General features: G+C 70.0%; 24 protein-coding genes. 13 read left to right on the top strand and 11 right to left on the bottom strand.

Annotated elements, in window-relative coordinates; translation table 11 throughout:
* Together B7L92_RS10270 and B7L92_RS10275 are read right to left on the bottom strand one after the other, a co-directional pair.
* Window positions 1-739, bottom strand: a 739-nt coding sequence (locus tag B7L92_RS10270; RefSeq protein WP_107501433.1) for an IclR family transcriptional regulator, incomplete at its 3' end; no start/stop codon positions are given.
* Window positions 736-1,848, bottom strand: coding sequence for a sugar kinase (locus B7L92_RS10275; RefSeq protein ID WP_081237116.1), 1,113 nt, complete (start codon window positions 1,846-1,848; stop codon window positions 736-738). The genes B7L92_RS10275 and B7L92_RS10270, both read right to left, overlap by 4 nt.
* A 135-nt stretch (window positions 1,849-1,983) precedes the next feature.
* Here B7L92_RS10275 and B7L92_RS10280 point away from each other — a divergent pair, with 135 nt between their 5' ends.
* Together B7L92_RS10280 and B7L92_RS10285 are read left to right on the top strand one after the other, a co-directional pair.
* A complete protein-coding gene (locus B7L92_RS10280; RefSeq protein ID WP_081237117.1) occupies window positions 1,984-3,267 on the top strand; it encodes an amino acid deaminase in 1,284 nt (427 codons plus the stop codon).
* 10 nt (window positions 3,268-3,277) lie between these two features.
* Window positions 3,278-4,888: an N-acyl-D-amino-acid deacylase family protein gene (locus B7L92_RS10285; protein ID WP_081237118.1), complete on the top strand. Its 1,611-nt coding sequence runs from the start codon at window positions 3,278-3,280 to the stop codon at window positions 4,886-4,888.
* A gap of 28 nt (window positions 4,889-4,916) precedes the next feature.
* On the opposite strand, the gene B7L92_RS10290 is transcribed toward B7L92_RS10285, so the two are convergent.
* Window positions 4,917-5,849 (bottom strand): S1 family peptidase, encoded by a 933-nt coding sequence (locus B7L92_RS10290; protein ID WP_081237119.1) that lies wholly within the window; start codon window positions 5,847-5,849, stop codon window positions 4,917-4,919.
* A 403-nt stretch (window positions 5,850-6,252) separates the two neighbouring features.
* On the opposite strand from B7L92_RS10290, the gene B7L92_RS10295 reads away from it, so the two are divergent.
* From B7L92_RS10295 to B7L92_RS10305, 3 genes are all read left to right on the top strand, one after another.
* Complete coding sequence (locus B7L92_RS10295; RefSeq protein WP_004983977.1) at window positions 6,253-7,464, top strand: pyridoxal phosphate-dependent aminotransferase; 1,212 nt, start codon at window positions 6,253-6,255, stop codon at window positions 7,462-7,464.
* A gap of 110 nt (window positions 7,465-7,574) precedes the next feature.
* Window positions 7,575-7,997, top strand: a complete 423-nt coding sequence (locus B7L92_RS10300; protein WP_004983980.1) for an SCO4983 family protein — start codon at window positions 7,575-7,577, stop codon at window positions 7,995-7,997.
* Window positions 7,998-8,145: 148 nt separating this feature from the next.
* Entirely contained in the window at window positions 8,146-8,631 is a 486-nt protein-coding gene (locus B7L92_RS10305; protein WP_081237120.1) for a RidA family protein, read from the top strand.
* Here the strand turns inward: B7L92_RS10305 and B7L92_RS10310 are convergent, their stop codons facing one another.
* The 7 genes from B7L92_RS10310 to B7L92_RS10340 form a co-directional block, all read right to left on the bottom strand.
* Window positions 8,632-9,498: a PhzF family phenazine biosynthesis protein gene (locus B7L92_RS10310; protein ID WP_081237121.1), complete on the bottom strand. Its 867-nt coding sequence runs from the start codon at window positions 9,496-9,498 to the stop codon at window positions 8,632-8,634. It lies immediately after the preceding gene.
* A 65-nt stretch (window positions 9,499-9,563) separates the two neighbouring features.
* A complete protein-coding gene (locus B7L92_RS10315; RefSeq protein WP_081237122.1) occupies window positions 9,564-10,367 on the bottom strand; it encodes a 2OG-Fe(II) oxygenase family protein in 804 nt (267 codons plus the stop codon).
* A 70-nt stretch (window positions 10,368-10,437) separates the two neighbouring features.
* Window positions 10,438-10,617 carry a hypothetical protein gene (locus tag B7L92_RS10320; RefSeq protein ID WP_081237123.1) on the bottom strand — a complete coding sequence of 60 codons (180 nt, stop codon included), beginning with the start codon at window positions 10,615-10,617 and terminating at the stop codon, window positions 10,438-10,440.
* A gap of 118 nt (window positions 10,618-10,735) precedes the next feature.
* Window positions 10,736-13,744, bottom strand: a complete 3,009-nt coding sequence (locus B7L92_RS10325; RefSeq protein WP_255310848.1) for an alpha/beta hydrolase — start codon at window positions 13,742-13,744, stop codon at window positions 10,736-10,738.
* 502 nt (window positions 13,745-14,246) lie between these two features.
* On the bottom strand, window positions 14,247-14,978 hold the full coding sequence (locus tag B7L92_RS10330) for an NUDIX hydrolase (protein ID WP_081237125.1): 732 nt from the start codon (window positions 14,976-14,978) through the stop codon (window positions 14,247-14,249).
* Window positions 14,975-15,265 (bottom strand): DUF397 domain-containing protein, encoded by a 291-nt coding sequence (locus B7L92_RS10335; protein WP_081237126.1) that lies wholly within the window; start codon window positions 15,263-15,265, stop codon window positions 14,975-14,977. The genes B7L92_RS10330 and B7L92_RS10335 overlap by 4 nt, the downstream gene beginning before the upstream one ends.
* Window positions 15,246-16,100, bottom strand: coding sequence for a helix-turn-helix domain-containing protein (locus B7L92_RS10340; RefSeq protein WP_081237127.1), 855 nt, complete (start codon window positions 16,098-16,100; stop codon window positions 15,246-15,248). Before B7L92_RS10340 ends, B7L92_RS10335 begins: the two co-directional genes overlap by 20 nt.
* 178 nt (window positions 16,101-16,278) lie before the next feature.
* On the opposite strand from B7L92_RS10340, the gene B7L92_RS10345 reads away from it, so the two are divergent.
* The 7 genes from B7L92_RS10345 to B7L92_RS10370 all read left to right on the top strand — a co-directional run bounded on the left by B7L92_RS10345 (window position 16,279) and on the right by B7L92_RS10370 (window position 22,117).
* Window positions 16,279-16,488: a hypothetical protein gene (locus tag B7L92_RS10345; RefSeq protein WP_081237128.1), complete on the top strand. Its 210-nt coding sequence runs from the start codon at window positions 16,279-16,281 to the stop codon at window positions 16,486-16,488.
* Complete coding sequence (locus B7L92_RS10350) at window positions 16,488-16,943, top strand: ATP-binding protein (RefSeq protein ID WP_081237129.1); 456 nt, start codon at window positions 16,488-16,490, stop codon at window positions 16,941-16,943. The genes B7L92_RS10345 and B7L92_RS10350 overlap by 1 nt, the downstream gene beginning before the upstream one ends.
* Window positions 16,940-17,257, top strand: coding sequence for a hypothetical protein (locus tag B7L92_RS10355; RefSeq protein WP_438363981.1), 318 nt, complete (start codon window positions 16,940-16,942; stop codon window positions 17,255-17,257). The genes B7L92_RS10350 and B7L92_RS10355 overlap by 4 nt, the downstream gene beginning before the upstream one ends.
* A gap of 352 nt (window positions 17,258-17,609) precedes the next feature.
* Window positions 17,610-18,128, top strand: a complete 519-nt coding sequence (locus tag B7L92_RS10360; RefSeq protein ID WP_081237131.1) for a hypothetical protein — start codon at window positions 17,610-17,612, stop codon at window positions 18,126-18,128.
* Between the two features lie 106 nt (window positions 18,129-18,234).
* Window positions 18,235-20,550 carry a hypothetical protein gene (locus B7L92_RS10365; protein WP_081237132.1) on the top strand — a complete coding sequence of 772 codons (2,316 nt, stop codon included), beginning with the start codon at window positions 18,235-18,237 and terminating at the stop codon, window positions 20,548-20,550.
* A gap of 24 nt (window positions 20,551-20,574) precedes the next feature.
* Complete coding sequence (locus B7L92_RS40245; RefSeq protein ID WP_143626282.1) at window positions 20,575-21,126, top strand: hypothetical protein; 552 nt, start codon at window positions 20,575-20,577, stop codon at window positions 21,124-21,126.
* Between the two features lie 274 nt (window positions 21,127-21,400).
* Window positions 21,401-22,117, top strand: coding sequence for a VOC family protein (locus B7L92_RS10370; protein ID WP_081237133.1), 717 nt, complete (start codon window positions 21,401-21,403; stop codon window positions 22,115-22,117).
* Between the two features lie 227 nt (window positions 22,118-22,344).
* Here the strand turns inward: B7L92_RS10370 and B7L92_RS10375 are convergent, their stop codons facing one another.
* The gene (locus tag B7L92_RS10375; RefSeq protein WP_081237134.1) at window positions 22,345-24,165 is read right to left on the bottom strand and encodes a phosphoenolpyruvate carboxykinase (GTP); all 1,821 of its coding nucleotides are present in this window, start codon (window positions 24,163-24,165) and stop codon (window positions 22,345-22,347) included.
* A gap of 325 nt (window positions 24,166-24,490) precedes the next feature.
* Between B7L92_RS10375 and trhA the strand changes: the two genes are divergently transcribed.
* Window positions 24,491-25,204, top strand: coding sequence for a PAQR family membrane homeostasis protein TrhA (trhA, locus tag B7L92_RS10380; protein WP_081237135.1), 714 nt, complete (start codon window positions 24,491-24,493; stop codon window positions 25,202-25,204).
* The last annotated feature ends 115 nt before the right edge of the window (window positions 25,205-25,319 follow it).

The raw sequence follows: 25,319 nt of genomic DNA on the forward strand, positions 1-25,319 counted from the left end.
CGACGAACTCCTCACGCTGCTCCCGCTGGTGCGCCGTACGGCGCACCAGCGGGAGCAGCGTGAGGAGTTCGTCGGCGGTGACGACGACGTTCGGCGCGGAGACCGACATCGCGGCGACCACCCGGCCGTCGGCGCCGCGGACGGGTGCCGCGACGCAGTTGATGGACTCCTCGTGGCCGCCGAGGTCGGTGGCCCAGCCCTGTTCGCGGACCTTCTCCAGCTCGCGCAGGAACGCTGCCGGATGGGGGGTCGAACGGGACGTGTACATGGGGTAGTCGAGCTTCTCCGCGAGGGCGCGGCGCTCGTGCTCGGGCAGGTCCGCCAGGAGCAGCTTGGCCACGGCCGCGACGGTGATGGCGACGGGCTTGCCGATCCGCGAGTACATGCGCACCGGGTAGCGGCTCTCCACCTTGTCGATGTAGAGGACCTCGTTCTCCTCGTACACGGCGAGGTGGACGGTGTGGCCGCAGCTCTCGTTGAGGCGGACGAGGTGGGGGTGGGCGATCTCGCGGACGTCGAGGTTCTCCATCGCCTCCTGGGCGAGGGCGAAGAGACGGGCGCCGAGCCGGTAGCGCTGGTCGGACTGGCGGTAGACCAGGCCGTGCTCGTGCAGGGTGCGCAGCAGGCGCAGGGCCGTGGACTTGTGCACGCCGAGGCGGTCGGCGACCTGTCCGAGGTCGGCGGGGCCCTCGGCGAGCAGCGGCAGGATGCTCAGCGCGCGGTCGACGGTCTGGCTCATGGGGTGCGTACCTCCTCCTCGGCCCGGTCCGCGTCGCCGTTCCCGTCCCCGGGCGCGTCCGCGGTGTCGGTCTGGGTCCAACCGGGGCCGAGACGCAGTCTCCCCCACGCGGTGTCGTCCAGGGCGGCCAGCCGGTCGGCCAGGTCGCGGGCGGGGGGTGCGGCGAGGTCGCCGGGGACGGTGAGCGCGGCGGCGGCCACGAGGTGGCCGTGGCGCAGCCGGTCGCGTACGGGCAGCCCGCGCAGGGTGGCGGAGAGGAACCCGGCGGCGAAGGCGTCCCCGGCGCCGACGGCGGCGACGACGTCGACGTCCAGGGCGGGGACGAAGGTCGCGGTGCCGCCCGTGTCCTCGCGCGGGAGGCCGTCGGTGTCCTTGTCGAAGGCGACCGCCCCGCCCTTGCCCTGCTTGACGACCACGATCTCCGGTTCGGGCAGCGCCTCCCGTACGGCGCGGGCGTCGTGCAGCCCCCACGCCTCGCGGGCCTCGTCGTCGCCGACGAAGACGAGGTCGGCCCCCCGGGCCAGTTCCAGCAGCACCTCGGGGCCGCGGGCGTCGCGCCACAGGCCCGGCCGGTGGTTGACGTCGAAGGAGACGAGCGGGCGGCCGGGGCGGGGGGCGGTGAGCTCCCGCATCAGGTCCAGGCAGCCGGGGGAGAGCGCGGCCGTGATGCCGGACAGGTGCAGGACGCGTCCGGCGCGCACCGCCTCCAGGTCGACGCCGTCGGCGGTCATCGCGGAGGCCGCGGAGCCCGCCCGGTAGTAGGCGACCTCGTGGGCGTCGGTGGCCCGGTCGCCGGCCGTGCGGAAGTAGACGCCGGTGGGGCGGTCCGGGTCGCGGCGGACGTACGACACGTCGACGCCGTATCCGCCGATCGCCTCGAGGAGGTGGTCGCCGAAGCCGTCGGCGCCGACCCTGCTGACCCAGCGCGCCGAGTGGCCGGCGGCGGCGAGCACGCACGCGGTGTTGGACTCCGCGCCGCCGATGCCGCGGTCGAAGGAGGGGACGTCGGCGAGGCGGCCCGGCCGGGAGGGCAGGAACGTCACCATGGACTCGCCGAGCGCGACGACGTCCACGACGCCGGGGGCGTTGCAGGGTCCGGTGGCGATCACGATGGCGCGGCTCCTCGTCGGCTGCGGGGGAGGCGGTGTCCGTTGACCCCGCGTGGCCGAGATGTTAGACAGCGGTAAGCGATATACGCAATGACCGTTGCAATAAGTGCAACACACCTGATCAGGGAGGCTCTGATGGTCCTCGACCCCGGATCCGAGGCACGCGCGCAGCTCACCGCGGAACGCGTCGACCACCGCTTCAAGGGCCTCCCGCCGGACGCCGAGGGGCTGACCGTCGGCGAGCTGGCCGCCCAGCGCCGCAACCTCTTCACCGACGGCTTCACCACCCCCGTGCTCGCGCTCGACGCCGAGCGCCTGGAGCACAACCTGAGGCTGATGGAGACCTACACGGCCCGGCACGGCCTGGCCTTCGCCCCGCACGGCAAGACCTCCATGGCCCCGCAGCTCTTCCACCGCCAGATCGAGCGCGGGGCGTGGGGCATCACCCTCGCCGTCCCGCACCAGGTGCGGGTGGCGCGGGCGTTCGGCGTCCGGCGGATCTTCCTCGCCAACGAGCTGGTGGACGCGGCGGCCCTGCGCTGGGTCGCCGCGCAGCTGGACGCCGACCCGGAGTTCCGGTTCGTCTGCTACGTCGACTCCGTGCGCGGGGTGGAGCTGATGGACGCGGCGCTGACCGCGAGCAACGCCTCCCGCCCGGTGGACGTGGTCGTGGAGCTCGCCGCCGGGGAGGGTGCCCGCACGGGCGTGCGCACGGAGGCGGAGTGCGCCGCCGTCGCCGACGCCGTGGCGGACGCGCGCGGGCTGCGGCTGGCCGGGGTCGCCGGGTACGAGGGCGAGGTGCCGCGGGCGGATCCGGAGCGGGTGCGCGCGTGGCTGCGGCGCCTGGTGGCGCTGGCGGTGGACTTCGACAAGGCGGGGCGGTTCGCGGGGCTGGACGGGATCGTGGTGAGCGCGGGCGGCAGCGCCTGGTTCGACGCGGTGGCCGACGTCTTCGCGGAGATTCCCGAACTGTCGGCGCCGGTGCTGAAGTTGCTGCGCTCGGGCGCGTACGTCTCGCACGACGACGGCCACTACCGCGAGCTGACGCCCTTCAACCGGGTGCCCGAGGAGGGCGCGCTGGAACCGGCGTTCCGCCTGTGGACCCAGGTGGTGTCCCGCCCCTCCCCCGACCAGGCCTTCGTCAACGCGGGCAAGCGGGACGCGGCCTACGACCTCGATCTGCCGTTCGCCCAGGTGGTTCGCCGGGACGGCGTCGAGCGCCCGGCCGCCGGGATCTCGGTGACCGCCCTGTCCGACCAGCACGCCTGGCTGCGCACCACCGGGGAGGCCGACCTGGAGGTCGGCGACTGGGTGGGGCTGGGGCTGTCCCACCCGTGCACGTCCTTCGACAAGTGGACGCTCATCCCCGTGGCGGAGTCGGACGGCACGGTGGTCGACTACATCCGTACGTTCTTCTAGGAGGCGGCACATGGAAGAGCTCGTCATCCGGGACGCGGACGTCGTGGACGGCTCCGGCGACGACGCGTACCGCGCGGACGTGGTCGTGGACGGCGGCCGGATCGTCGGAATCGTGAAGGAGGCGGCGGCCGCGGGCTGCCAGCGCCCGAAGGCCCGCCGTGAGCTGGACGCCGAGGGGCTGGTCCTCTCCCCCGGCTTCATCGACATGCACGCCCACAGCGACCTGGCGCTGCTGCGCGACCCCGACCACAGCGCCAAGGCCGCGCAGGGCGTCACGCTCGAGGTCCTGGGCCAGGACGGCCTGTCGTACGCGCCGGTCGACGACCGCACGCTCGGCGAGGTGCGCCGGGCGATCGCCGGCTGGAACGGCCCGGGCGACGACGTCGACTTCGACTGGCGGTCGGTCGGCGAGTACCTGGACCGGCTGGACGGGGGCATCGCCGTCAACGCCGCGTACCTGATCCCGCAGGGCACGGTCCGCGCGCTCGTGGTCGGCTGGGAGGACCGGGAGCCGACGCCCCGGGAGCTGGACCGGATGCGGCAGTTGGTCGCGGAGGGCATGGAGCAGGGCGCGGTCGGCATGTCGTCGGGGCTGACGTACACGCCCGGCATGTACGCCCGGCAGGCCGAACTCACCGAGCTGTGCCGGGTGGTGGCCGAGTACGGCGGCTACTACTGTCCGCACCACCGCTCCTACGGCGCGGGCGCGCTCCAGGCGTACGAGGAGATGGTGGCGCTCACCCGGGAGGCGGGCTGCGCGCTGCACCTGGCGCACGCGACGATGAACTTCGGGGTGAACAAGGGCAGGGCGCCCGAGCTGCTGGCGCTGCTGGACGAGGCGCTGGACGCCGGCGCCGACATCAGCCTCGACACCTACCCGTACACGCCCGGCTGCACCACGCTCGTGGCGCTGCTGCCGAGCTGGGCGAGCGAGGGCGGCCCGGAGGAGACCCTGCGGCGGCTCGCGGACGAGGAGACCGCCGAGCGGATCCGCCACCACCTGGAGGTCACCGGCTCGGACGGCTGCCACGGCGTGCCCGTGGAGTGGGAGACCATCGAGATCTCGGGGGTCGGCGACCCGGCGCTGGGCGCGTACGTGGGCCGCACGGTCCTCGAGTCGGCGCGGGCGCGCGGCGAGAGCCCCTGGACGGTCGCCCGTGAGCTGCTGCTGAGGGACCGGCTGGCGCCGACGATCCTCCAGCACGTCGGCCACGAGGAGAACGTGCGGGCGATCATGCGGCACCGCACGCACACCGGCGGCTCGGACGGCATCCTGCAGGGCGCCAAGCCGCACCCGCGCGCGTACGGCACGTTCCCGCACTACCTCGGGCACTTCGTCCGGGAGTCGGGGGTGCTGTCGCTGGAGGAGTGCGTGGCGCACCTGACCTCGCGCCCGGCCGCCCGGCTGCGGCTGCCGGACCGGGGGCTGGTCCGCGAGGGGTACAAGGCCGACCTGGTCCTCTTCGACCCCCGGACGGTGGCCGCGGGCTCCACCTTCGACGCCCCCCGCACGCTCCCGACGGGCATCCCGTACGTGCTGGTCGACGGGCGGTTCGTGATCGAGGACGGACGGCGCACGGACGAGCTGGCGGGGCGGGCGGTCCGCCGGACTCCCCGGTGACCGCCCGCCGCCGCCCGCGCCGGGCGTCCTACGGCCTGGGCAGGACGCAGCCGCTCGCGTTCAGGTCGAGCCTGTTGTCCGCGCCGAAGCAGGCCGGGAACCAGTAGGTCTGCTGGGCGTAGTTGATGCCCCGGCGGACCGTCACGGTGCCGTTCTGGTCCACCTCGCACGGGTTGTTGAGCGTGCAGCGCCCGCCGTCCTCGTTGCCGGTGTTGTTGACGGCGACCACCTTGCCGGTGGCGCCGTCGACGACCGGGGAGCCGGAGGTGCCGCCGATGGTGTCGCACGCGGGGGTGTAACGGACCGAGTCCTTCCAGGTCCAGTCGCCCTCCTTCATCCGGTACACGAACCCGTCGACGGAGCAGTTGTAGATCCGCTTCCAGTAGCCGGAGACCACGCTGATGGCGGTGCCGGCCGCCGGGCGCGTGTCGGACAGCGTCAGCGCGTCGATGCCGTACGCGCTCTTGATCTGCGCGTACGTGGTGCCGAGCCGGTAGACCGCCGCGTCCGTGTCGGTCATGGTCGCGTACACGAGCCGGTTGGCGCGCAGGGTGGCGACCCGGGATCCGGAGGAGTTGAGCAGCCCGAAGCTGCGGCTGGACGCCCGGTCCACGAGGACCTGGCCGGGCGCGGGGAAGCCGCTCTCCAGGCAGTGGCCGTTGGTGAGCACCAGCGCCGGGTCGTCGGCCGCCGAGCCGGGCATGCGGACGACGGAACCGGAGCAGTTGCTGAGCGAGACGGTGCCGGCGAAGTTCACCGCGTCGGCCTTCGGCGCGGTGAGACCGGACAGGGTCTCCGCCGCGGTCCCGACCACGCCGTCGACGACGTCCGTCACCGTGGTCGGGCCCGGGCCCGTGGTCGTGTCCGCGCCCGTGGGGGAAGGCCCGGCGGCGACCGCGGGAGCCGCGCCGGCCCCGGCCAGTGCCAGGGCGCACAGCGCGACGACGAGAGGTTGTCTCATGTGGGGGTCCCCTCTTGCGACGTCGGGCGGCCGGGGTCCGGACATCCGGTAACCGGGAGTCCGGGAATCCTTCGGCCGCCCACAGAATTGTCATGAGCATTCTCATCACGGGGACGACGAGGGGGCAAGGACACCTTTCCGGCCGGTCGCCCTCCCGGGGCGGCGCCCGGACCAGGGTGGCCCGCGCCGGTGGAGACGGGGGGCCCGACGCAGGGAGGGTCGGTGCGGAGGTCGTGGAGACGGCGGCCGGCACCCCGGCGGCGGAGCGGCGGAGACGGCCGACGCGAGGGGCCGGAGCAGGCGGCCCGCGCGGGCGACCGGCGGACATAATCACCCGAACCGACACGTCTCACGTGGTGGAGAACACGGCCCGAACGGCACTATCTGGCCGTAAGCTCCCCCCATGCAGGTGATCCAGTCGACCAAGCTCGCCAACGTCTGTTACGAGATCCGGGGCCCGGTGCTCGAGGAGGCGATGCGGCTGGAAGCGGCCGGTCACCGCATCCTCAAGCTGAACACCGGCAACCCGGCCGCCTTCGGCTTCGAGTGCCCGCCCGAGATCCTGGAGGACATCCTCCGCAACGTGTCGTCGGCGCACGGCTACGGCGACGCGAAGGGCCTGCTGGCCGCGCGCCGGGCGGTCGTCATGCACAACCAGACCCTCGGCATCGAGACCGACGTGGAGCACGTCTTCATCGGCAACGGCGTCTCCGAACTGATCGTGATGGCGATGCAGGGACTGCTGGACGACGGCGACGAGGTGCTCGTGCCCGCGCCCGACTACCCCCTGTGGACGGCCGCCGTCTCGCTCTCCGGCGGCACGGCGGTGCACTACCGCTGCGACGAGCAGTCCGACTGGATGCCGGACCTCGCCGACGTGGAGCGCAAGGTCACCGACCGCACCAAGGCGATCGTCGTCATCAACCCGAACAACCCGACCGGCGCGGTCTACGACGAGGCGGTGCTCAAGGGCCTGACCGACATCGCCCGCCGCCACAACCTGCTGGTCTGCTCGGACGAGATCTACGACAAGATCCTCTACGACGACGCCCGGCACATCCCGACCGCCTCCGTCGCCCCCGACCTGCTCACCCTCACCTTCAACGGCATGTCGAAGGCGTACCGGGTGGCCGGCTACCGGGTGGGCTGGATGTCCATCTCCGGGCCGCGCGCGCACGCCGACTCCTACATCGAGGGCCTGACGGTCCTGGCGAACATGCGCCTGTGCGCGAACATGCCGGGCCAGCACGGCGTGGTCGCGGCGCTCAGCGGACGCCAGACGATCAACGAGCTGGTGCTGCCGGGCGGCCGGCTGCGCGAGCAGCGGGACACGGCGTACGAGCTGCTGACCCAGATCCCGGGCGTGAGCTGCGTGAAGCCGAAGGGGGCGCTGTACCTCTTCCCGCGGCTGGACCCCGACGTCTTCAAGGTCAGGGACGACCGGCAGATGGTCCTGGACCTGCTGCGCCGGGAGAAGATCATGGTCGTGCAGGGCACCGGCTTCAACTGGCCGGAGCCGGACCACTTCCGGGTGGTGACACTGCCGTCGGTCACCGATCTGCGGGACGCGGTGGGGAGGATCGGCCGCTTCCTCGACGGCTACAGCCAGCCCTGACCGGACCCGCGCTCACCCTGTGTGGACCGGCCGTCCGGCTTTGTGAACGACTCAACTTTAGACGAAATCTAAGCTAGGATGGCTTCCTGTCAGTACCCAGGAGGCCATCCATGTACGAACCGATCCGCAACAAGTCGGTCCACCGCACGATGGCCGGCACCCCCCACGACTTCCCCCACCGTTCCCGCGAGGAAGAGCTGGACATCCAGCTCGCGGGACACCTCGCCACGCTGCTCGCCGTCACCGACGAGCTGCGCGTGGTGGCACCCTCGGCCGACCTGGACGCCGCGGCCGAACGGCTCGCCGAGCAGGTCACCCGCCTGCGGGGAGGACGGGTGCCGGCCCGTGCGTCGGCGACCACGGCCAGCCGTGAGCCGGACGCGACGGCCCTGCACCGGCGTGCGCACGCCCTCGCGGGCCGCGTCCTGGTCGTCGCCGCCTCGCGCGCCGACACCGCGGTGGCGATCCTCGCCGCCGAACGGATGGACGCGCACGCCGCGGCCCTGCAGCCGCGCGAACTCGCCTCCCGCTGAGCCCCACCGGGGGCTCCCCCTGACGGCCCCGGTCCGCGTGCAACCCGCAGCGACGCGCGGACCGGGCGCCACGCACCCCGCCGCCGACGGCAGCGGCTCGTTTCCTCATCCCCCCGCATCCCGTGCTCCGGGTCAGTAGAGTTTTCCCGTGCCGCACTCCGATTCCGAAGAGACGCTCTCCCCCACGGCGAGGCTCGCCTCGCTGGGCCTGGTTCTTCCGGCGGTCAGTCCTCCCAAAGGGGAATACGTTCCGGCGGTCCTGAGCGGGCATCTGGTATTCGTGGCCGGCCAAGTACCCATGACCGGCGGCGAACTGACGACGACCGGACGGTTGGGCGACGAGGTGTCGATCGAGCGGGGCCGGGAGTTGAGCCGGCAGTGCGCCCTGGCCGCCCTGGCCGCGGTCGATTCGGTGGCGGGCCTGGACCGGGTGACCCGCGTCCTGAAGATGACCGGATATGTGTCTTCGGCGCCGGGATTCCTCGACCAGGAGAAAGTGGTGGAGGGAGCCGGAGAACTCTTCGCCGAGGTGTTCGGTGCCGCGGGCCGGCCCGTACGGAGCGTCGTCGGTGTCGCGGACCTTCCCCTGGGATCGCCGGTGGAGATCGAGACCCTCTTCGAAATCGACCGGTGATCAGCGCATGGGCGCCGGCGCGACCGGGTGCTCGATCTCGACCGCCGTTCCCGTGATGGCGATGCCCGCGTCCGGGTCCTTCGGGATGGTGGCGGTGATGGTGCTGGGGCGTCCCATGTCGTCCCCCTGCCGGATGGTGATCCTGGCGGGCAGCGGAACGAGGTTCGCCTCCCTCAGGTATCCGCCGAACGCGGCAGCGGCGGCACCCGTCGCCGGGTCCTCGAACACACCCCCGGTCGGGAAGGGGTTGCGCGAGTGGAAGACCACCGGGGACTCCCTCCAGACCAGGTTGACGGTCACCCATCCGTGCCGGTCCATGAGTGCGGCCAGCTCGCGCATGTCGTAGTCGAGGGCGGCCAGGCGGGCACGGTCCGCGGCGGCCAGCACCGGGTGCCAGGCGCCCGCGTAGGCGACCCTGGGCGGCATCGTCCGGTCGAGTTCCTCCGCCTTCCAGCCCAGCACCCGCAGCAGCGCGGCGACCTGATCGTCCGTCATGGGCTCCGTGCGGGGCGGCACGCTCGTCAGGGTCGCCGTGACACGGCCCGCGTCGTCCCTGCCGGTGTGGACGGGGATGACGCCGGCCCGGGTGTGCAGGGTCAGCTCGCCCACCCCGTGCAGATGGGCGTGGGCGACCGCGGTGGCGATGGTGGCGTGGCCGCAGAAGGGCACCTCGACGGCCGGACTGAAGTAGCGGACGGTCATGCGGCCGTCGTCCCCCGGGACGACGAAGGCCGTTTCCGAGTAGCCCACGTCCTTCGCGATGCTCGCCATGTCGGCGTCGCTCATGCCGGTGGCGTCGAGCACCACCCCTGCCGGGTTACCGCCGAGCGAGTCCGTCGTGAACGCCGCATAGCGCAGAACTTTCATTTCTCTTTCCCCACATCAAGCGCCTGCCGTACCGGGGAGGGAAATCTGCACACACGAGCGAGACCTCATCCCCACGCGAGCAGATTACCGTCGGCGGTGAGCCCGATCGAGAAACCCAGCGCTATGCGTCGATCGCCGGCACTCGGCCGCACCGCGTGATAATTCCGTGAGTCGAACAGAAGCCCTTCACCGACCGTCGGTTTGAGTTCGATGAATTCCGCATCCTGTACGACTCCGTCCGTGTACCCGTAGGACCCGGGAGGACGAAACGACTCGTCCCGCGGGTGCCAGCGCCGGCGCCAGACGACCGTCTCTCCGCCGGTCTCGGGGACGCTCAGGTAGAGGTTGAAGGCGAGCTGCGCCACCAGCGGCGAACCGAGCAGGTCTTCGGTGAATTCCCGTTCGGCGTCGTCGTAGTGCACCAGGAAGCCCTGCGGGGCCTCCCGCACCACTCCGGCGCCCATCTCCCGCCCCTTGTGCCGGCCGACACCCACCGCGCCGGGCCAGTCCGACCCGATGGCCTGCCGTGCCTCCGCCAGCGGGTCGAAGGGAAGGCTCAGGTCGCGCCAGGCCTCGCGAGCGGCGTCGAGGGCGGGCCAGTAGCTGTCCGCGACGCGGCCGCCGCTGCGGTGGTCGCTCACTCCGACGCCGAACCGCAGCACGGTCGGCTGGACCCGTCGCCTGCCGTAGCTTTCGAACGTGGCGGACTGCAGGGCCTCGACGACCCGCCCGCAGTCCGCCTCGGACCGGAGACCGGGTACGCGCACGGCGGTCCAGCGCCCGGCCGCCAGGCCGGCGATGTGCTCGCGGCTGAACTCCGCCGCGGTGACGGTGCGGAAGAACGGGTCGTGCAAGTGTGCAGAGCTCACGAGCGGCCCCCTGCTCACACGGCGGATACCATCGTCTGCTGACCGGGTCCACCGACCCCTCGGACCACCGTCACATGAGGGCGGCCGGACTGAAAGTCAGCTTTGCGTCACGTTCCAGCGCCCTGTGGTCCTCTTCAATGGATTCCAGCACGATTCGCCGCGCTGCCTCCATCTGCTCCGGGTCGGATTCCCGCTCGGCGTCCCGCGGGATTAAGTCGCGGTCATGGTGATCGGAGTGGAATGAGTTCATACGGCTTGCTCCTTTGCGAAGCACGATTACGCGGCGTGCCCGTGGGCTCACTCAGAGGGTGATGGACTGAGATGGTATGCGCAAGCCCTCGATCAGGTACGCCTTTCGGGGATGTCGATCAGTCATCGGACTTCTCCGGAGAGGAATTGCGCAGATCCTCGACCGCGTCGAGAAGCCTCTGGGTACGGAGGGTTTCAGGATGCCTCTTGCCCAGGACCCGCTTCCGGTCCGCGAGCAGCTGTGCGATCTGCGTGTGGGCGGCGAGGAAGCGGCCCTGGTCGATCAGGACCTGGCACTGGGTGAAGCGCAGCGTCATGGCCAGGGCCGAGTCCGGCTCGTGCGTGGTGTCCGAGAGGGCCTGGCGGATCAACTCCCCGGCCTCGTCGGAGCGTTTGGTCACCATCAGGCAGCGGGCGAGGGTCTGGCGGATGTGCAGGGTCTCCATGGTCGACGGGGACCACTTGCCGAGGCTGATCTGGAGGATGTCCCGCAGTTCCTTCTCCGCCTCCACCGTCTGTCCGAGCGCGAACATGGCCCTGGCCAGGCTGTGGCGCACCGTGACGGTGTCGGAGTGGTCCGGCCCGTGGACGACGAGCTCGGCCTGCACGATGGAGCGCAGGAGGGGTTCGGCCTCGCCGAAACGCCCCTGCTCGATGATGCTGCGCGCGAGCTTGTGGCGGCTGGCCAGCGTATAGGGGTCCTCGGCGCCCAGGAGCCTCTCGCGGACGGCCGCGACCTCGCGCAGTTCGGTCTCCGCCCGCTCGTGGTCCCCGCTTTCCAGCGCGATGCGTCCCTGTTCGTGGCGCACACCGAGGATCTCGCGGCTGTCCCTCTGGAAGCCGATGGCCTCGCAGTTGTCCAGGACGGTGGTGGCGAGTTCCTGCGCCGGTCTCAGCAGGCCCACGGAGATCAGGTAGCGGATGGTCAGCCGGGCGAGTTCGAGCGCCCCGCGCAGGACCGGATTGCTGTCCACGTGGCTGTCGCCGGCCAGGCAGGCGCGGACCACTTCCATCATGTGCGGGGCGATCGCGGTCCAGATGCCCCAGCTCACCGGATCGTCCGGCGGTGACGTCCGGGTGGCCTCCAGGAGGAGGTCGACGATGAGGCCGTAGTACTCCGTACGGCGTTCCTGCACCTCGGCGTCTCCGCGCAGCAGCGCGTGGACGACGGGGTGCAGGGTGAGGCTGTGCGCCGGCTGACCGCCCTCCGCCTCGGGCCGGCTGATCCGCTCGACCAGTCCCAGGTCGTCCAGCCCCTTGAGGACGGCGTTGCGCTGGGCCCGGGTGAAGCCGGGCAGCAGGGGCGACTCGGTGATGGCACCGCTTTCCAGCAGCGGCCGGTACGGGATGGGGGCTATGCCGAGGCAGGCGAACATGCGCAGCAGCGGGCCGGCCTGCACCAGGCCCTGGGACGAGAGCAGGTCCAGCGCGATGCCGCACACCTCGGCCATCGTCGAGAGGCCGAGCATCTCGTCCAGACCGCTCGCCGTGGTCCCGGGGGGCGAGGCGCTCCTGGCCTCGAACTCGGCCCGGTAGCCGGCGAAGTCGTGGATCACGGGGTCGTCGAGGGAGAGCGCGGCGTCGTGGACGGAACTGAGGTAGGAGGCGGCGCCGTGCAGGGCCAGGGGCAGCCCTCCCAGGGCCGCCGACAGGCGCCGGGCCTCTTCCCTCGTCCCCCCGTCCGGGACGGACTCGAGGAGCAGGTCCGCGCCGTCGTCCTCGCCGAGCAGGGGCACGGAATGGACCCGGCAGGGCGGCAGCCAGGACGCCGCCGCGCGGTCGCGGGTGGTGACGACGACGATGCCGTCGGCCTGCATCGGCTGGCGCACCCAGCCGGTCCCGTCGGCGACCTGGTCGGCCTCCGGTGCCAGCCGGTGGGGGGTGTCGGCGTTGTCGATGACCAGCAGCCAGGGGTCGGGGCTGGCCTCGAGGTAGCGCCATACGAGGTCCATGGGGCTGCCGTCGCCCCGGAAGGCCTGCTCGACCTCGCCACTGGGCGTGCCGAGCCGGTTGGCCACCTCGCGCATGCAGGCGTTGATCCGCGGCACGGTGACCCACCACACCCGCCGCCCGCGCTCGGCCTGGTACGCCGCTTCCAGGGCGATACGGCTCTTGCCCGATCCGCCGAGGCCGGTGAGCACGTGGATCCGGGGATCGTCCGGTGCGGGCGAGTCCAGGATGCGGGCGACGATGCTGCGCGGTTCACGTCCGTGCAGGCGCGCCTTGCGCCGCCCGTACGGGAGGCTCACCGACACGCCGCCCTGCTGTTTCGGAACTCTCGGTCTGCTCGCCTCGCCCTTCGGCCGGCCGGGCGGCCCAGGCGGGGCGGGCCGCCCGGCCGAGGCCGCCGTGTCACCGGCGCCGCCGGACGTGCTCTCACCGTCGGACGTGTTCTCACCGTCGGCGAGGAGGCGGCTCAGGACGTCCGCGACCACCCGGTAGGGGGCCTCGTCGCGGTGCTCGGGCTGGATGATCTGGAAGTGGTCCCCGGGCACCGTGGCGCCGTCCGGGAAGACGCCCCTGGCCTCACGTGCCGGCACCACGTTGTCGTCGGTGCCGCCGTAGGCCTGGATGGGGATGCGCCACTGGCTCCGGTCGTCCCGCTCGGCCTGGACCACCGAACGGAGGACTGCCCGCTGCGTCTCCAGCACCTCTCGCTGGTAGGGCCGCAGTTGTCGTTCCTGCGGGTTGCGCAGGAAGAACAGCAGGCGGCGCAGGGGGAGCAGGAAGTCGGAGCCGTTGTTGGGGCAGCCGAACATGATGATGTCGGCGATGCGCGCCAGGGTGTGGCCGCGGTCCTCGTGCAGCGTCCGCACCAGGTAGCGCTGCACGATGAGGCCGCCCTGGCTGTGGGTGACCAGCACCACGCGCCCCGTGCGGGGGATCTGCACGCGCAGGAAGGTGGCGAGGGAGTCGGCGATGTCGTCGTACTCCGCCAGGGCGCGATCCGGACGAATGCGCGCCTTCTTGCTGCTGTAGCGAAAGCAGTGCGCCACCACTCCGCGCAGATCGTCGTCCGCCGCGAGGAGTTTCCGGAACTGGTCCCATACGGACACCGAAGAGAACAATCCATGCACGAAGACCACATGGAGGGTTCCCGCGGCCCGCTCATCGACAGGTGCCGCCATCAGAAGTCGTCTCCCGCCCGCTCGGTTCCCCGTGCCGGACGGATGTCCCGTGCGTGAGGCGACCGTGGTTGTTCGAGTGGCGCGAGGTCCCTTCCCACCCCGGGCGACGGATGTCACCACTTCCCTGTCGGCACGGGGCAGCAGTCCGGCTCTGTCCCCCGGTCACCTCCCCACGTCCGGCATTCGGTACGAATGCGAAGGTGACACCGCGCAAGGTTACCCACAGCGTCTACGGCACATTCCGGCCTTCGTACGCCTTGAACTATTTTCGGCCTAGATCATCCTTCGCTGCCGGAGCGGGACGGATTCCGGAACCGTTCGGCCCTTCGCCGTTCGCACGTCCGTCCCCCGAGCGGGGACATCAGGACGCGGGGACATCAGGGTGCGGGGAGGGAGTGATGAGGCGTTCGGGAACGACACAGGGAACGCCCCCGGGGACGATCGCCCGGCAAGCGTCCCCCTGCGCGATCCGGCGGCGCCGGGAACCTGCTCGCCGGCGGCCTCACTGCGCCGCGTGGCGGCGGAGGACCGGCTCCAGGTAGGGCACCTTCGGGCCGGCCAGGTCGACCAGGTCCGCGGGGGAGCCGACGAGGGCGATCCGGTCCAGCTCCGGGGCGCGCCCGAGAGCGTGCTCGGACGACGTGAGGGCCGCGAAGTTCTCGTGCAGCCATGCCGCCGGGCGGGGCGGGGACCGGAACAGGACGCCGACGCTGCCGTTCGCACCCCGGGTGACCCGCCAGAGAGCGAGGCTGTCGACGGGGGTGCCGATGCCGGTCTCCTCGGCCAGTTCCCGGGCCGCGTGGCGGCGGAGGGCGGCCAGGTCGAGGGGTTCACCGTCCGGCGGCGGTTCCACCGAACCGCCCGGGAGCTGCCAGCGGCCGGGCGCGGTCGTCCAGAGCGCCATCCGCCCCACCAGCAGACGCCCGTCGTCCGTCGGCTGCGCGACGGCCGCGAAGAGGGACGGCAGACGCACGGTCGCGCCCGGCACCCGGCGCAGGACGTAGAACCGGTAGGTCGCCCGGACCCAGGTCAGGACGAGGCGCCCCGGCCCCTCCTGCTCCAGTCCCGTGCACCCGGCCACGGGCCCGTCGAACAGGGCCGGATTGGCCCGCACCGCCGCGTCCCAGGCGTCGTCCAGGACCCGACGCTCCTCGGGGGACGGCAGGGGCAACGGGGCTTCGACCAGACGGAGCCGGTCGGCGTCGAAGAGGTCGACGCCGGACGGCTGCGTCACGCGGTGGGGTCCTGCTTGAGGGACGTGACGAACGACGTCCAGGCCGGGGCCGTGACGGTGAGCACCGGGCCGTGCGGGACCTTGGAGTCACGGACGGGGACGACGCCGGTGTGCGCGTCGCACACCTCGAGGCAGTTGCCGCCGTCGCCGTTGCTGTAGCTGCTCTTGCGCCAGTGCGCGGCGCCGGGAAAGGCCTCGGCGACTTCTACGCAGTTGCCGCCGCTGCCGTTGCTGTAGCTGCTCTTGCGCCAGACGGCCGTGCGCAAGTCAATCTCGCGGTTTGCCATTTCGGTCATCCTCAGCCGCTTGCTCGATCAGGGCGAGGGACGCCTCCGGTGGCAGTGCGGCGGCCCTGAGCAGATCGTACGACCTGCGGTACCCCTTCACGAGGCCCGGATCGTCGATGGTGTCCCCGCTGTGCAGCGCTTCTGTGTAGACCAGGGGCGGGGCATCGGGAAAGGTCATAATCATGGCCGTACCCAGCATGAAGGGGTGCGCCCCGCAGTTCCACGAAAGGATTTGGGGAACGATCCGGTGCCGTCGGGCCAGTGCCGCGATGTGCTCCAGTTGCTCCGCCGCCTGCTCCGACGGGAGGATCGGCTGGCGCAGCACCGACTCGGACAGGATGACCCAGTACACCGGGGTCTTGTGGTTGTCCTCGAAGAGACAGGCCCGCGCCAACCGGGCGGTGGCCTTCTCCTCCACCTCCTCGTCCGGTGCCAGCGGGTGCGTCGCCCGCACCACGGCCCGCGCGTACGCCTCCGTCTGCAGCAGGCCCGGAACCAGGGTCGGGCACCACTCCTCGATGGTCTCCGCGTGCTTCTCCGCCTCCAGCACCCGCTCGAAGTAGCTCGCGTGCCCCCGCCGCTTCGCCCTGCGCACGTCCTCGCAGCGGCGCCGGAAGAAGCCGTCCGTGCCGAGCACCTTGTCGACGTGCTCGGCGAGTTCCGCCGGCATCCGGCGCGTCCCCCGCTCGATCTCGCTGAGGTGACTCGGCCCGTAGAAGCTGCCCTCGACCAACTGCTGGAGCGTCAGCCCGGCCTCCTCCCGTTTCCAGCGCAACTCGCTGCCGTAGAAGGTCGGGACGCCCGTCGAGCCGTCGATGTCCTTGCGCTGCCCCATCGTTCACCGTCCTTGGTGTGCCGTTACCGCCCGCTTCCCGGCGTTCCCCGCCCCGTACCGACTCCTGACCGGCATACGTGCAGTTCAGGGCCGGGATCCCGAACCCCTGTCACGCTACGCAGCCCGGCGGCAGAGTGTGAGCGGTTCGTCACACAGCGCACTGGAAGGTGTGAACCCCATGCACGACCACCACCCCGCGGCGGCCGACGCCTGCGTCGAGGAGCTGCGGGCCGCCCTCGCCGCGCACGGCATCACCCTGCCGTCCCTCGGCCTCGACGTCCCGACCTTCGCCTCCCGCTATCCGGCCCGGCCGCTGATCGCGCTCGGCAACTGCAACCTCCTCACCGCCCGCGCCCTGACCGCCGCCCTCCGCAAGGGGACCGCGTGATGCGCCCGCCCCTGACGCTGGAACTGCTCGCCGCCCCGGCGGCCGTGTCCGGTGTGCGCCGGGCCCTGCGCGACCACGGCGCCGACGTCCAGCTCTGCGCGAGCGAACTCGTCACCAACGTGGTCCGGCACCTCGGCGAGGGCGTCCCCGTCACCGTCCGGGTGTCCTGCGACGGCGGCCGTACGCGGCTGGAGGTCACCGATCCCGACCCGCGTGCCCTGCCCGTCCTGCGCGAGGCGGTGGGCGTCGACGACGAGTCGGGCCGGGGGCTCGCGCTGCTCGACGCGCTGGCGCTGCGGTGGGGCGTGGAGCGGGAACCGGGCCGCAAGACGGTGTGGTGCGAACTCCCGGACACCGCCGCCGTCGCCGTCGGTCATGAGCCGCCGTACAGCCGCTCCGGAGCCACGAGCACCACGTCCCCCTGGCCTCCGCCGGATAGGCTCCCGTGCTCATGAACGCACTACGGCTCCGGAGACGGGCACGTCGGCTGGACGGGCCGGTCTCGACCGCCGTCGGGGTGGGGGACCTGCTGCTGTGCGGCGTACTCCTGCTGACGGCGACCGGGGTGTTGTTCCACGAGCCCACCACCCGGGAGGAGGAAAGCGCCGCATTCGGCCTCGCGAGCCAGGTCTACGGTTACTGGCTCGTCGGTGGACTGGCGCTCTTCTCCGTACTGGGCATGTCCCGGACCCTGCTGGCCCACCTGGCCATGATGCTCCTCTCCCCCGTCGCGCTGTTCCTGCTGCTGGTCTCACCGTCCCTGCTGTGATGCATGGTCCGCACCCCGTAGAAACAGGGGGAGTTACGGAGAAGCCGACAGCAGTCCGGCTTGAAGCGGCGGGAGTTCGGTAAGGCGCTTCTCGGCCGACACCCGGCCGATTTCCTCATCGCACTGTGCAGGCAGGCTCGTTGTCGGCACCGGAATGCGTACGGCCCGTCGTTTCAACCGGACCTCGCGGATCCGTTCCGGAAACTTCAAGCCAACAACTGACCCATTGGTATGACAGCGCCTCGGTCTCCTCGGACGAGATTGCTAGCTTGTCCCGGAGTCCGGGCACTGCTGGACTCCGTCCGGCCGGTGATGCCGCTGACCGCCTTGTACACGGGGAAGGTAACCGCCCATGGCATGGGACGAGTGGGAGCAGCTCAAAGCCGATGCGTTACAACGGCAGCAGAGTTCTACGCACATGCAGTTGAACCAGGCGGACGGGGGCGGCGGTTTCGGCGGCCCCGGCAGGCCCGGCTCGTACGGCGACCTGAAGGTCTCCAACGGCGGGCTCACCAAGATCGGTAAAGCCGCCTTCGAGCTCTACAACCAGTTGTGGGACAAGGCCCGGGTCTCCGTACCCAGCAGCGATTCGGCCGCCGCCGACCTGTCGAAGCAGGGCTTCGCGCTCGGCTCGGGGCTCAAGCACGTGTCGAACCGCTGGGAGGAACAGCTCAAGTCTCTGATGGACGCGTGCGCCCACATCTCGAACCACATGCGGGTGACCAAGAAGCTGCACGGCGACGACGAGGACTACATCCAGCGTCAGATGAGCAGCATCGCCGTCCTGGACGCCGGGTTCGACGAGCGGGTCGGAACCCCGGGCGAGAAGAACAGCATCTACGGGGAGCCGAGCAAGAAGAAAGAGGAGTAGCGGAACAGCGGAGCACTGAGGGCGTCGTTCCGTCGCCTTCCGCGCCCGCCGCTGCTGTGCCGCCTGCCCCCGTTCACCCCTCTCTTCCCTCCCAGGATGTACGCCCATGGAACTCGACACCCTCCGCGATGCCAACTTCACGCTGCTCGACGAGGCCGTCACGGACTGGTCGACACTCGTCAAGAGCCTTGAGGAGCTGAAGAAGGACGCCGAGGACCATCTGCGCAAGGGGGCCAACCAGGCCGACTGGGCCGGCGTGAACGCCAAGGTGTCCAAGGAGTTCATCGGAAAGACGGCCGGTGAGTTCGCGGACGCCCACACCCAGGCGAAGAGCATCTACCAGATCCTCAGTGACACGGTGGGCGAGCTGAAGCGCTACCGTCGGCAGCTCGTGGACGCCATCGAGGGCGGCCGGAAGAAGAACCTCACGGTCATCGGCCACGAAGGCGGTTTCACGGTCACCACGAACGCTCCCCCCGAGGCGCGGAGCGCGATGGACCAGGACAACAAGGGTGACATCACGGTCCTTCGCGACGAGATCCAGGGGATCCCCGACAAGGCCACCGAGAGCGACAACTCGGCCAGGAGCGTTCTGCAGGCCCTCGCCGACCAGAGCGAGCTGGGCTTCTCCGACGCGAGTTATGCGGACCGGGACTCCGCCGCCGAAGCACTCAAGCGGGCCGACCAGCTGGCCACACTCGCCAAGAAGGATCCCGACGACCTGACGGTCAAGGACTTCGACAGGATCAACGCCGGGCTCAAGAAGTACGCCGGTGACGATCTGTTCGCCGAGCGGTTCGCCACGACACTCGGACCCAGGGGGACGTTGGAGTTCTGGGCCGGGTTCAGCGATCCGCACAGAGGCAACTGGGAACTGGGACGTGACCGTCTGGATCAGTTCGACGACCTGCAGCGGAGTCTGGGGCTCACCTTGGCGAACGCCACGCAGAGTGATTCGGCGGCCATGGCCGACTGGAAACGCACGATGATCGACATCGGCGACAAGCCGATCCACGGCAACCACAACGGCCCGATGGGTTTCCAGGCCATGAGCAACCTCATGCGGACCGGCGACTACGACGACCGCTTCCTCAAGGACTACGGCACGAAGCTCATGGCCACCGAACGCAAGCTCACCGGAAACGGCGAGCACCCGAACTTTGCCTGGCGCCAAGGTCCCGCGACTCCGTGGCTCAACCGGATCGGGGAGGACAGCGGAGCCGACCCGCTGACGGGATACCTGAAAGGGCTGTCCAACAGCCCGGACGCGGCCACCGACTTCTTCAACCAGCGGTTCATCTCGAAGGACGACCCGGACAACCCGTTCGAACGGGACACGGACGGCAACGGCAAGAAAGGAAAAGTCTCGCTGTCCAACTTCCAGTACCTGTTCGAGGAACGGGATTGGCCCAAGGAGAGCGACTCTAAGGGGAATGACCTTCACACAGGGAAGAACAACTTGGCCCTGGCTCTGGAGGCTGCGACAACAGGGCACCCGGCAGGTGAGTTGCCGACGGCGGATACGCCACCGCACAACGCGCAGCAGGCGAAACTCATGGAGAGCCTGGTCGCCTCCATCTCGGAAAACCCCGAGCGACTGACTGATAACGGATACATGTCCGACAGCATTGGCCAGATCACTTCCGAGTACCTTCCCGACCTAAACCGCGCCATGAGCGACGTAGAAAGAGACCCGGAGTCCGAAGACTGGCGAGATATTGAAAAACTGTATCCAGTCGCCGGGTCAGAGGCCGAGCTCGCCCACACGGATGTGACCAAGCTACTCTTCACCATTGGACAGAACGAAGAGGGTTACGCCGCCGTGGAGGTCAGCCAGAAAGAATACATGGGGCGCCTCATGGATTACCATCTGAACCCTGACCTACCATCGGATAAACGAGTGTCCGACAATTATCAGTTGCTCGTTGAGCAAATTTCCGGGAGGTCGGGAGAAGTCTCCGGAACACTTGGGCTTGGCGTTCAGGAGGCTATTGGCAAGGAAGCATCGGACAAGGACAAGGGCTACGAACAGGCTGTCGCCCAGCGGAAAAACTTGATCTCCGGCACAATCGGCACCGTGGTCGGGGTGGGTACGTCCTTCATCGCAACGCCTTGGGTCGGAGCTGTAACCGGCGGAAGCATCGGTACCGTGACCAGCGTCGTTCTGGAAGAAGTCTTCAAGGATGCCGAGGGACACGCCAAGGAAGAAGCCAAGATCACGGGCGGGAGGTTTTGGCAGGAAGGCATGACGAGGAACATCGACATCACACAGACGGCTGTGCGTGCAGCAGCCGACAAGTACCACACAGTCGACCCGGGGGACGCCGCCATGGCCGCACGGGAGGCAAATCGCCAGGGTTACCTGAACGCCCGAGCCGTCGTCGACGGCCAGGCTCCCGGCAGCATCACAAATTACTCGTAGCTCCACAGTTACAGAAAGATTCCCATGATTCACCACCGAAGGAACTCACAACGACACGTAATCACCTTGATGCTTTTAATTGGCGTGCCGGTCTTTTTTCTCGCCGGCTGCAGCACCGGTGAACAGGTCCGCAGTTACACGACACCCCACAGCTTGTGCGGAATCAAGGTAGACCCCGAGGAACTGACACCATTTTTACCCCCGGGAGAAAAAATCAAAGTGAGGAAGGAGCCTCACTCCGGGATCACCACGTGCAAGGTAGTGGTGGATGACACACTTGTCCTGACGACCACGCAGGCATGGCTGAAAAAAGGAAAGACAACCGTATACTTCGCCGCAGGGCAGACACTTGAGGACGTCAAATTCTCAGCAGACAGTGGACGCTTCCGACATTCCGGGAATGAAGGGTTCGGAAAAACCCGAAAGTGCGTGGACGAAGCCTACGAACAAGAGCTGTACACAGCATTGCAGGCATCTGGCTCAGAGCACAGGGATCCTGAAGCCATGAAACGTCTCATCATCTCCTACACTGACGAGGTCGAGAAATCCCCTGAATGCACTGCAACAGCACTATGAACGCTTTTAGATCTGAGTCTCAGGCGACCTCAGAGGCGTAAATGACAGCGGCCGTGCGTCCGATGGGGTGGGTGCTGCGGCAGGATTTGCGAAAGATCCGCCATTACCTGGGGCACACAAAGACTCCTCGAGGGGGATGAACAGTGGCGTCGGCGCCCTGCCCGCCGCCCTCCGCGCAAGGATCGCGTGACGCGGCCGCCCCCGGAAAGCCGCTTGCGCAGTCTCCCGGGCGCCCGGTATCCGGCATCCGGACGGCGACGACAAGGAGCACGGGATGAGCGCCCCTCCGGGTGGAGTCGGTGAGTTCTGCTGGATGGACGTCAAGACCCGCGACCCGTCCGGCACCGCCGCCTTCTTCTCGAAGGCCCTGGGCTGGCGCTTCGCGGTGGACGAGGAGGACTGGCGCCGGGCCACGAAGATATCCGCCGGCGGCCACCGGATCGGCGGCGTGAGTGATCTCGCGCATCCGGTCTATCCGCCGGGGACCCCCGCCCACATCGCCTACTACCTGGCGGTCGACGACGTCGACCGCCGCGTCGAAGCGGCGACGGCGGACGGTGCGCGCCTGGTCGTCGCCCCCTTCGACGCGGGCGATCAGGGTCGTACGGCGACGCTGGTCGATCCGGTGGGCGCCGCCTTCTCCCTGTGGCAGCCGCGCCTGTTCACCGGGTGGGGGTTCCCGCCCCGCTCCGCGGGCGTCCCGCAGCGCATGGTCCTGGCCTGCGACCGGCCGGAACGGGCCCGGGAGTTCTACCGGGAGACGCTGGGCACCTGTCCGGCCCGCGCCGACTTCGTCGCCGCGCCCGGGCCCGCCGCTTCCGCCCCGCGGTGGGAACTCGCCGTCGGCGTCGACGACCCGGACGGCGTCGTCGCACGCGCGCACGGCCTCGGCCCGGGGGCCGTGCTCCGCTCCGAGGAGGCCGGTCGGCCCGTGGTGCGGTTGAGCAGTCCGGAGGGGTTGACCGTCCGAGTGCGCGGCCTGGAGCACTGAACGGGCGGCCAGTCGGCGCGCCCGTGCGGTCCGTACGGCGGCCGGACCGGAGAAGGAAGGCGGTCCGGGCCTGCCGCCGCGTTCCCCCGTCGGGGCGGACGGAGGGCGGTGGCAGGCCCGGTACCCCGCACGCCGTTGTGCGGGGCCCCGCCGGTGTGTTCCGCGGCCGGCTGTGACGATCGCTGGTCAGGGCATCCTCGAACCGGCCGCGGAGTCTGTACGGGCTTTCAGCCCAGGCGCTTCACCAGCGCGTGGTACTGGTCCCACAGCTCCTTGGGCGTGTGGTCGCCGAAGGTGTTGAGGTGGTCGGGGACCAGCGCGGCCTCCTCGCGCCACACGTCCTTGTCGACGGTGAGCAGGAAGTCCAGGTCGGCGTCGGACAGGTCGAGGCCCTCGGTGTCCAGCGCCTCCTTGGTCGGCAGGACGCCGATCGGGGTCTCGACGCCTTCCGCCCCGCCCTCCAGGCGCTCCACGATCCACTTCAGGACGCGGCTGTTCTCGCCGAAGCCGGGCCAGACGAACTTGCCGTCGTCGTTCTTGCGGAACCAGTTGACGTAGTAGATCTTCGGCAGCTTGGACTGGTCCTTGTCCTTGGCCACGTCGACCCAGTGCGCCATGTAGTCGCCCATGTTGTAGCCGCAGAACGGCAGCATGGCGAACGGGTCGCGGCGCAGCTCGCCGACCTTGCCCTCGGCGGCGGCGGTCTTCTCGGAGGCCACGTTGGCACCGAGGAAGACGCCGTGGTTCCAGTCGAAGGACTCCGTCACCAGCGGTACGGCGCTGGCGCGGCGCCCGCCGAAGAGGATCGCGGAGATCGGCACGCCCTTGGGGTCCTCCCACTCGGGCGCGATGATCGGGCACTGCGAGGCCGGGACGGTGAAGCGGGCGTTGGGGTGCGCGGCCGGGGTCTCCGAGGCGGGCGTCCAGTCGTTGCCCTTCCAGTCGGTGAGGTGGGCCGGGGGCTCCTCGGTCATGCCCTCCCACCACACGTCGCCGTCGTCGGTGAGGGCGACGTTGGTGAAGACGGAGTTGCCCCACAGGGTCTTCATGGCGTTGGCGTTGGTGTGCTCGCCGGTGCCGGGCGCGACGCCGAAGAAGCCGGCCTCGGGGTTGATCGCGTAGAGGCGGCCGTCCTCGCCGAAGCGCATCCAGGCGATGTCGTCACCGATGGTCTCGACCGTCCAGCCGGGGATGGTCGGCTCCAGCATGGCGAGGTTGGTCTTGCCGCAGGCGCTCGGGAACGCGGCGGCGACGTACTTGGACTCGCCGCGCGGCGGGGTGAGCTTGAGGATCAGCATGTGCTCGGCGAGCCAGCCCTCGTCGCGGGCCATGACGGACGCGATGCGCAGGGCGTAGCACTTCTTGCCGAGCAGGGCGTTGCCGCCGTAGCCGGAGCCGTAGGACCAGATCTCGCGGTCCTCGGGGAAGTGCGAGATGTACTTGGTGCTGTTGCAGGGCCAGGGGACGTCCTCCTGGCCGGGCTCCAGCGGGGCGCCGAGGGAGTGCACGGCCTTGACGAAGAAGCCGTCGGAGCCGAGCTCGTCGAGGACCGGCTGCCCCATGCGGGTCATGGTGCGCATGGAGACGGCGACGTACGCGGAGTCGGTGATCTCGACGCCGAGGGCGGACAGCGGCGAGCCGAGGGGGCCCATGCAGAAGGGCACGACGTACATGGTGCGGCCGCGCATGGAGCCGCGGAACAGGCCCTTGTCACCGGTGAAGATCTCCCGCATCTCGGCGGGGGCCTTCCAGTGGTTGGTGGGACCGGCGTCCTCCTCCTTCTCGGAGCAGATGAAGGTCCGGTCCTCGACGCGGGCGACGTCGGTCGGGTCGGAGGCCGCGTAGTAGGAGTGGGGGCGCTTGATCGGGTCGAGCTTGCGGAAGGTGCCCTTGGCGACGAGCTCCTCGCACAGGCGCTCGTACTCGGCCTCTGAGCCGTCGCACCAGACCACGTTGTCCGGCTGCGTCAGGTCTGCGATCTCGTTGACCCAGGAGATCAGTCCCTGGTGGGTGGTGGGGACGCTGGGAGCCGCGATGTCGCGCGCCACGATTGCTCCTAAGTGAGGGTTTTTTGTTGGAGGCCCCGTGGGGGCTGCGACCCGGATGCTTCACGGTGAAACCTTCGGCGCTCATCCGGTGCCGACCGCACTCATTTGATCATCCGACGTTGACGCCCATCTGTCCAGAGGAGCGCACAAGTGAGCAACGTGACGCTGACCACGGTTTCTTCCGCCGCTTTACCTGCACGTTGGGTTGATCTGAACGTTTCTTTGCGTGACGATTCCGTGGAGCGGCCGTGAGACGATGGCCACTTCGTCCCCCCAACGCATCGCTCCGATCCGCAACTTACGGCTCCGTAGATACGATGCGGCCATGACTGCGTTCGCCCCCGACGTGCCCACGGACCCGCCGGCCGAAGGCCGCGGTCCGGTGGTGACCGCCCTGCCCCATCCGGTCAAACCCAAGCTCCGCGGCTGGCTGCACCTCGGCATGTTCCCCGCCGCCCTGGTGGCGGGACTGGTGCTGACCGCCTTCGCCGACTCCCCCCGAGGCCGCCTCGCCTGCGCGGTCTACGCCCTGACCGCCTGCCTGCTGTTCGGCGTGAGCGCGCTGTACCACCGGGGCGACTGGAGCCCCCGCATGGACGGGGTGCTGCGCCGGCTCGACCACGCCAACATCTTCCTGATCATCGCGGGCACCTACACCCCGCTGACCATCCTGCTGCTGCCGGACTCCAAAGGGCGGTGGCTGCTCTGGGGCATCTGGGCAGCGGCCGCGGCCGGGATCGTGTTCCGGGTCTTCTGGGTCGGCGCCCCGCGCTGGCTCTACACGCCCTGCTACATCGCGATGGGCTGGGCAGCCGTCTTCTTCCTCCCGGACTTCCTGCGCACCGGCGGCATCGCCGTGCTCGTCCTGGTGGTCGTGGGCGGCGTGCTCTACAGCGCGGGCGGGGTCGTCTACGGCATCAAGAAGCCCAATCCCTCACCGCGCTGGTTCGGCTTCCACGAGGTCTTCCACTCCTTCACCCTGGCCGCCTTCATCGCGCACTACGTCGGCATCTCCCTGGTGGCGTACCAGCACCCGTAGACACCCACCCACCCCCCGGATCCGGGCCGCGGCATCGACGCCGCGGCCTTTTTTCGTGCCCGGGGCGCGGTCGCCGGGGCACGGTCGCCGGTCCGCGACCGCCGGGGGGGCGGTC

This window comes from Streptomyces viridosporus (assembly GCF_002078235.1).
GTDB classification, from domain to species: Bacteria; Actinomycetota; Actinomycetes; order Streptomycetales; family Streptomycetaceae; genus Streptomyces; species Streptomyces viridosporus.

Coding starts and splice junctions, on each gene's coding strand:
- B7L92_RS10360 (WP_081237131.1), top strand. CDS start 17,610: ATGGCATGGGACGAGTGGGAGCAGCTCAAAGCCGATGCGTTACAACGG.
- B7L92_RS10350 (WP_081237129.1), top strand. CDS start 16,488: ATGCGCCCGCCCCTGACGCTGGAACTGCTCGCCGCCCCGGCGGCCGTG.
- trhA (WP_081237135.1), top strand. CDS start 24,491: ATGACTGCGTTCGCCCCCGACGTGCCCACGGACCCGCCGGCCGAAGGC.
- B7L92_RS10300 (WP_004983980.1), top strand. CDS start 7,575: ATGTACGAACCGATCCGCAACAAGTCGGTCCACCGCACGATGGCCGGC.
- B7L92_RS10320 (WP_081237123.1), bottom strand. CDS start 10,617: ATGAACTCATTCCACTCCGATCACCATGACCGCGACTTAATCCCGCGG.
- B7L92_RS10285 (WP_081237118.1), top strand. CDS start 3,278: ATGGAAGAGCTCGTCATCCGGGACGCGGACGTCGTGGACGGCTCCGGC.
- B7L92_RS10345 (WP_081237128.1), top strand. CDS start 16,279: ATGCACGACCACCACCCCGCGGCGGCCGACGCCTGCGTCGAGGAGCTG.
- B7L92_RS10325 (WP_255310848.1), bottom strand. CDS start 13,744: ATGGCGGCACCTGTCGATGAGCGGGCCGCGGGAACCCTCCATGTGGTC.
- B7L92_RS10290 (WP_081237119.1), bottom strand. CDS start 5,849: ATGAGACAACCTCTCGTCGTCGCGCTGTGCGCCCTGGCACTGGCCGGG.
- B7L92_RS10365 (WP_081237132.1), top strand. CDS start 18,235: ATGGAACTCGACACCCTCCGCGATGCCAACTTCACGCTGCTCGACGAG.
- B7L92_RS10295 (WP_004983977.1), top strand. CDS start 6,253: ATGCAGGTGATCCAGTCGACCAAGCTCGCCAACGTCTGTTACGAGATC.
- B7L92_RS10310 (WP_081237121.1), bottom strand. CDS start 9,498: ATGAAAGTTCTGCGCTATGCGGCGTTCACGACGGACTCGCTCGGCGGT.
- B7L92_RS10370 (WP_081237133.1), top strand. CDS start 21,401: ATGAGCGCCCCTCCGGGTGGAGTCGGTGAGTTCTGCTGGATGGACGTC.
- B7L92_RS10335 (WP_081237126.1), bottom strand. CDS start 15,265: ATGGCAAACCGCGAGATTGACTTGCGCACGGCCGTCTGGCGCAAGAGC.
- B7L92_RS10340 (WP_081237127.1), bottom strand. CDS start 16,100: ATGGGGCAGCGCAAGGACATCGACGGCTCGACGGGCGTCCCGACCTTC.
- B7L92_RS40245 (WP_143626282.1), top strand. CDS start 20,575: ATGATTCACCACCGAAGGAACTCACAACGACACGTAATCACCTTGATG.
- B7L92_RS10280 (WP_081237117.1), top strand. CDS start 1,984: ATGGTCCTCGACCCCGGATCCGAGGCACGCGCGCAGCTCACCGCGGAA.
- B7L92_RS10355 (WP_438363981.1), top strand. CDS start 16,940: ATGAACGCACTACGGCTCCGGAGACGGGCACGTCGGCTGGACGGGCCG.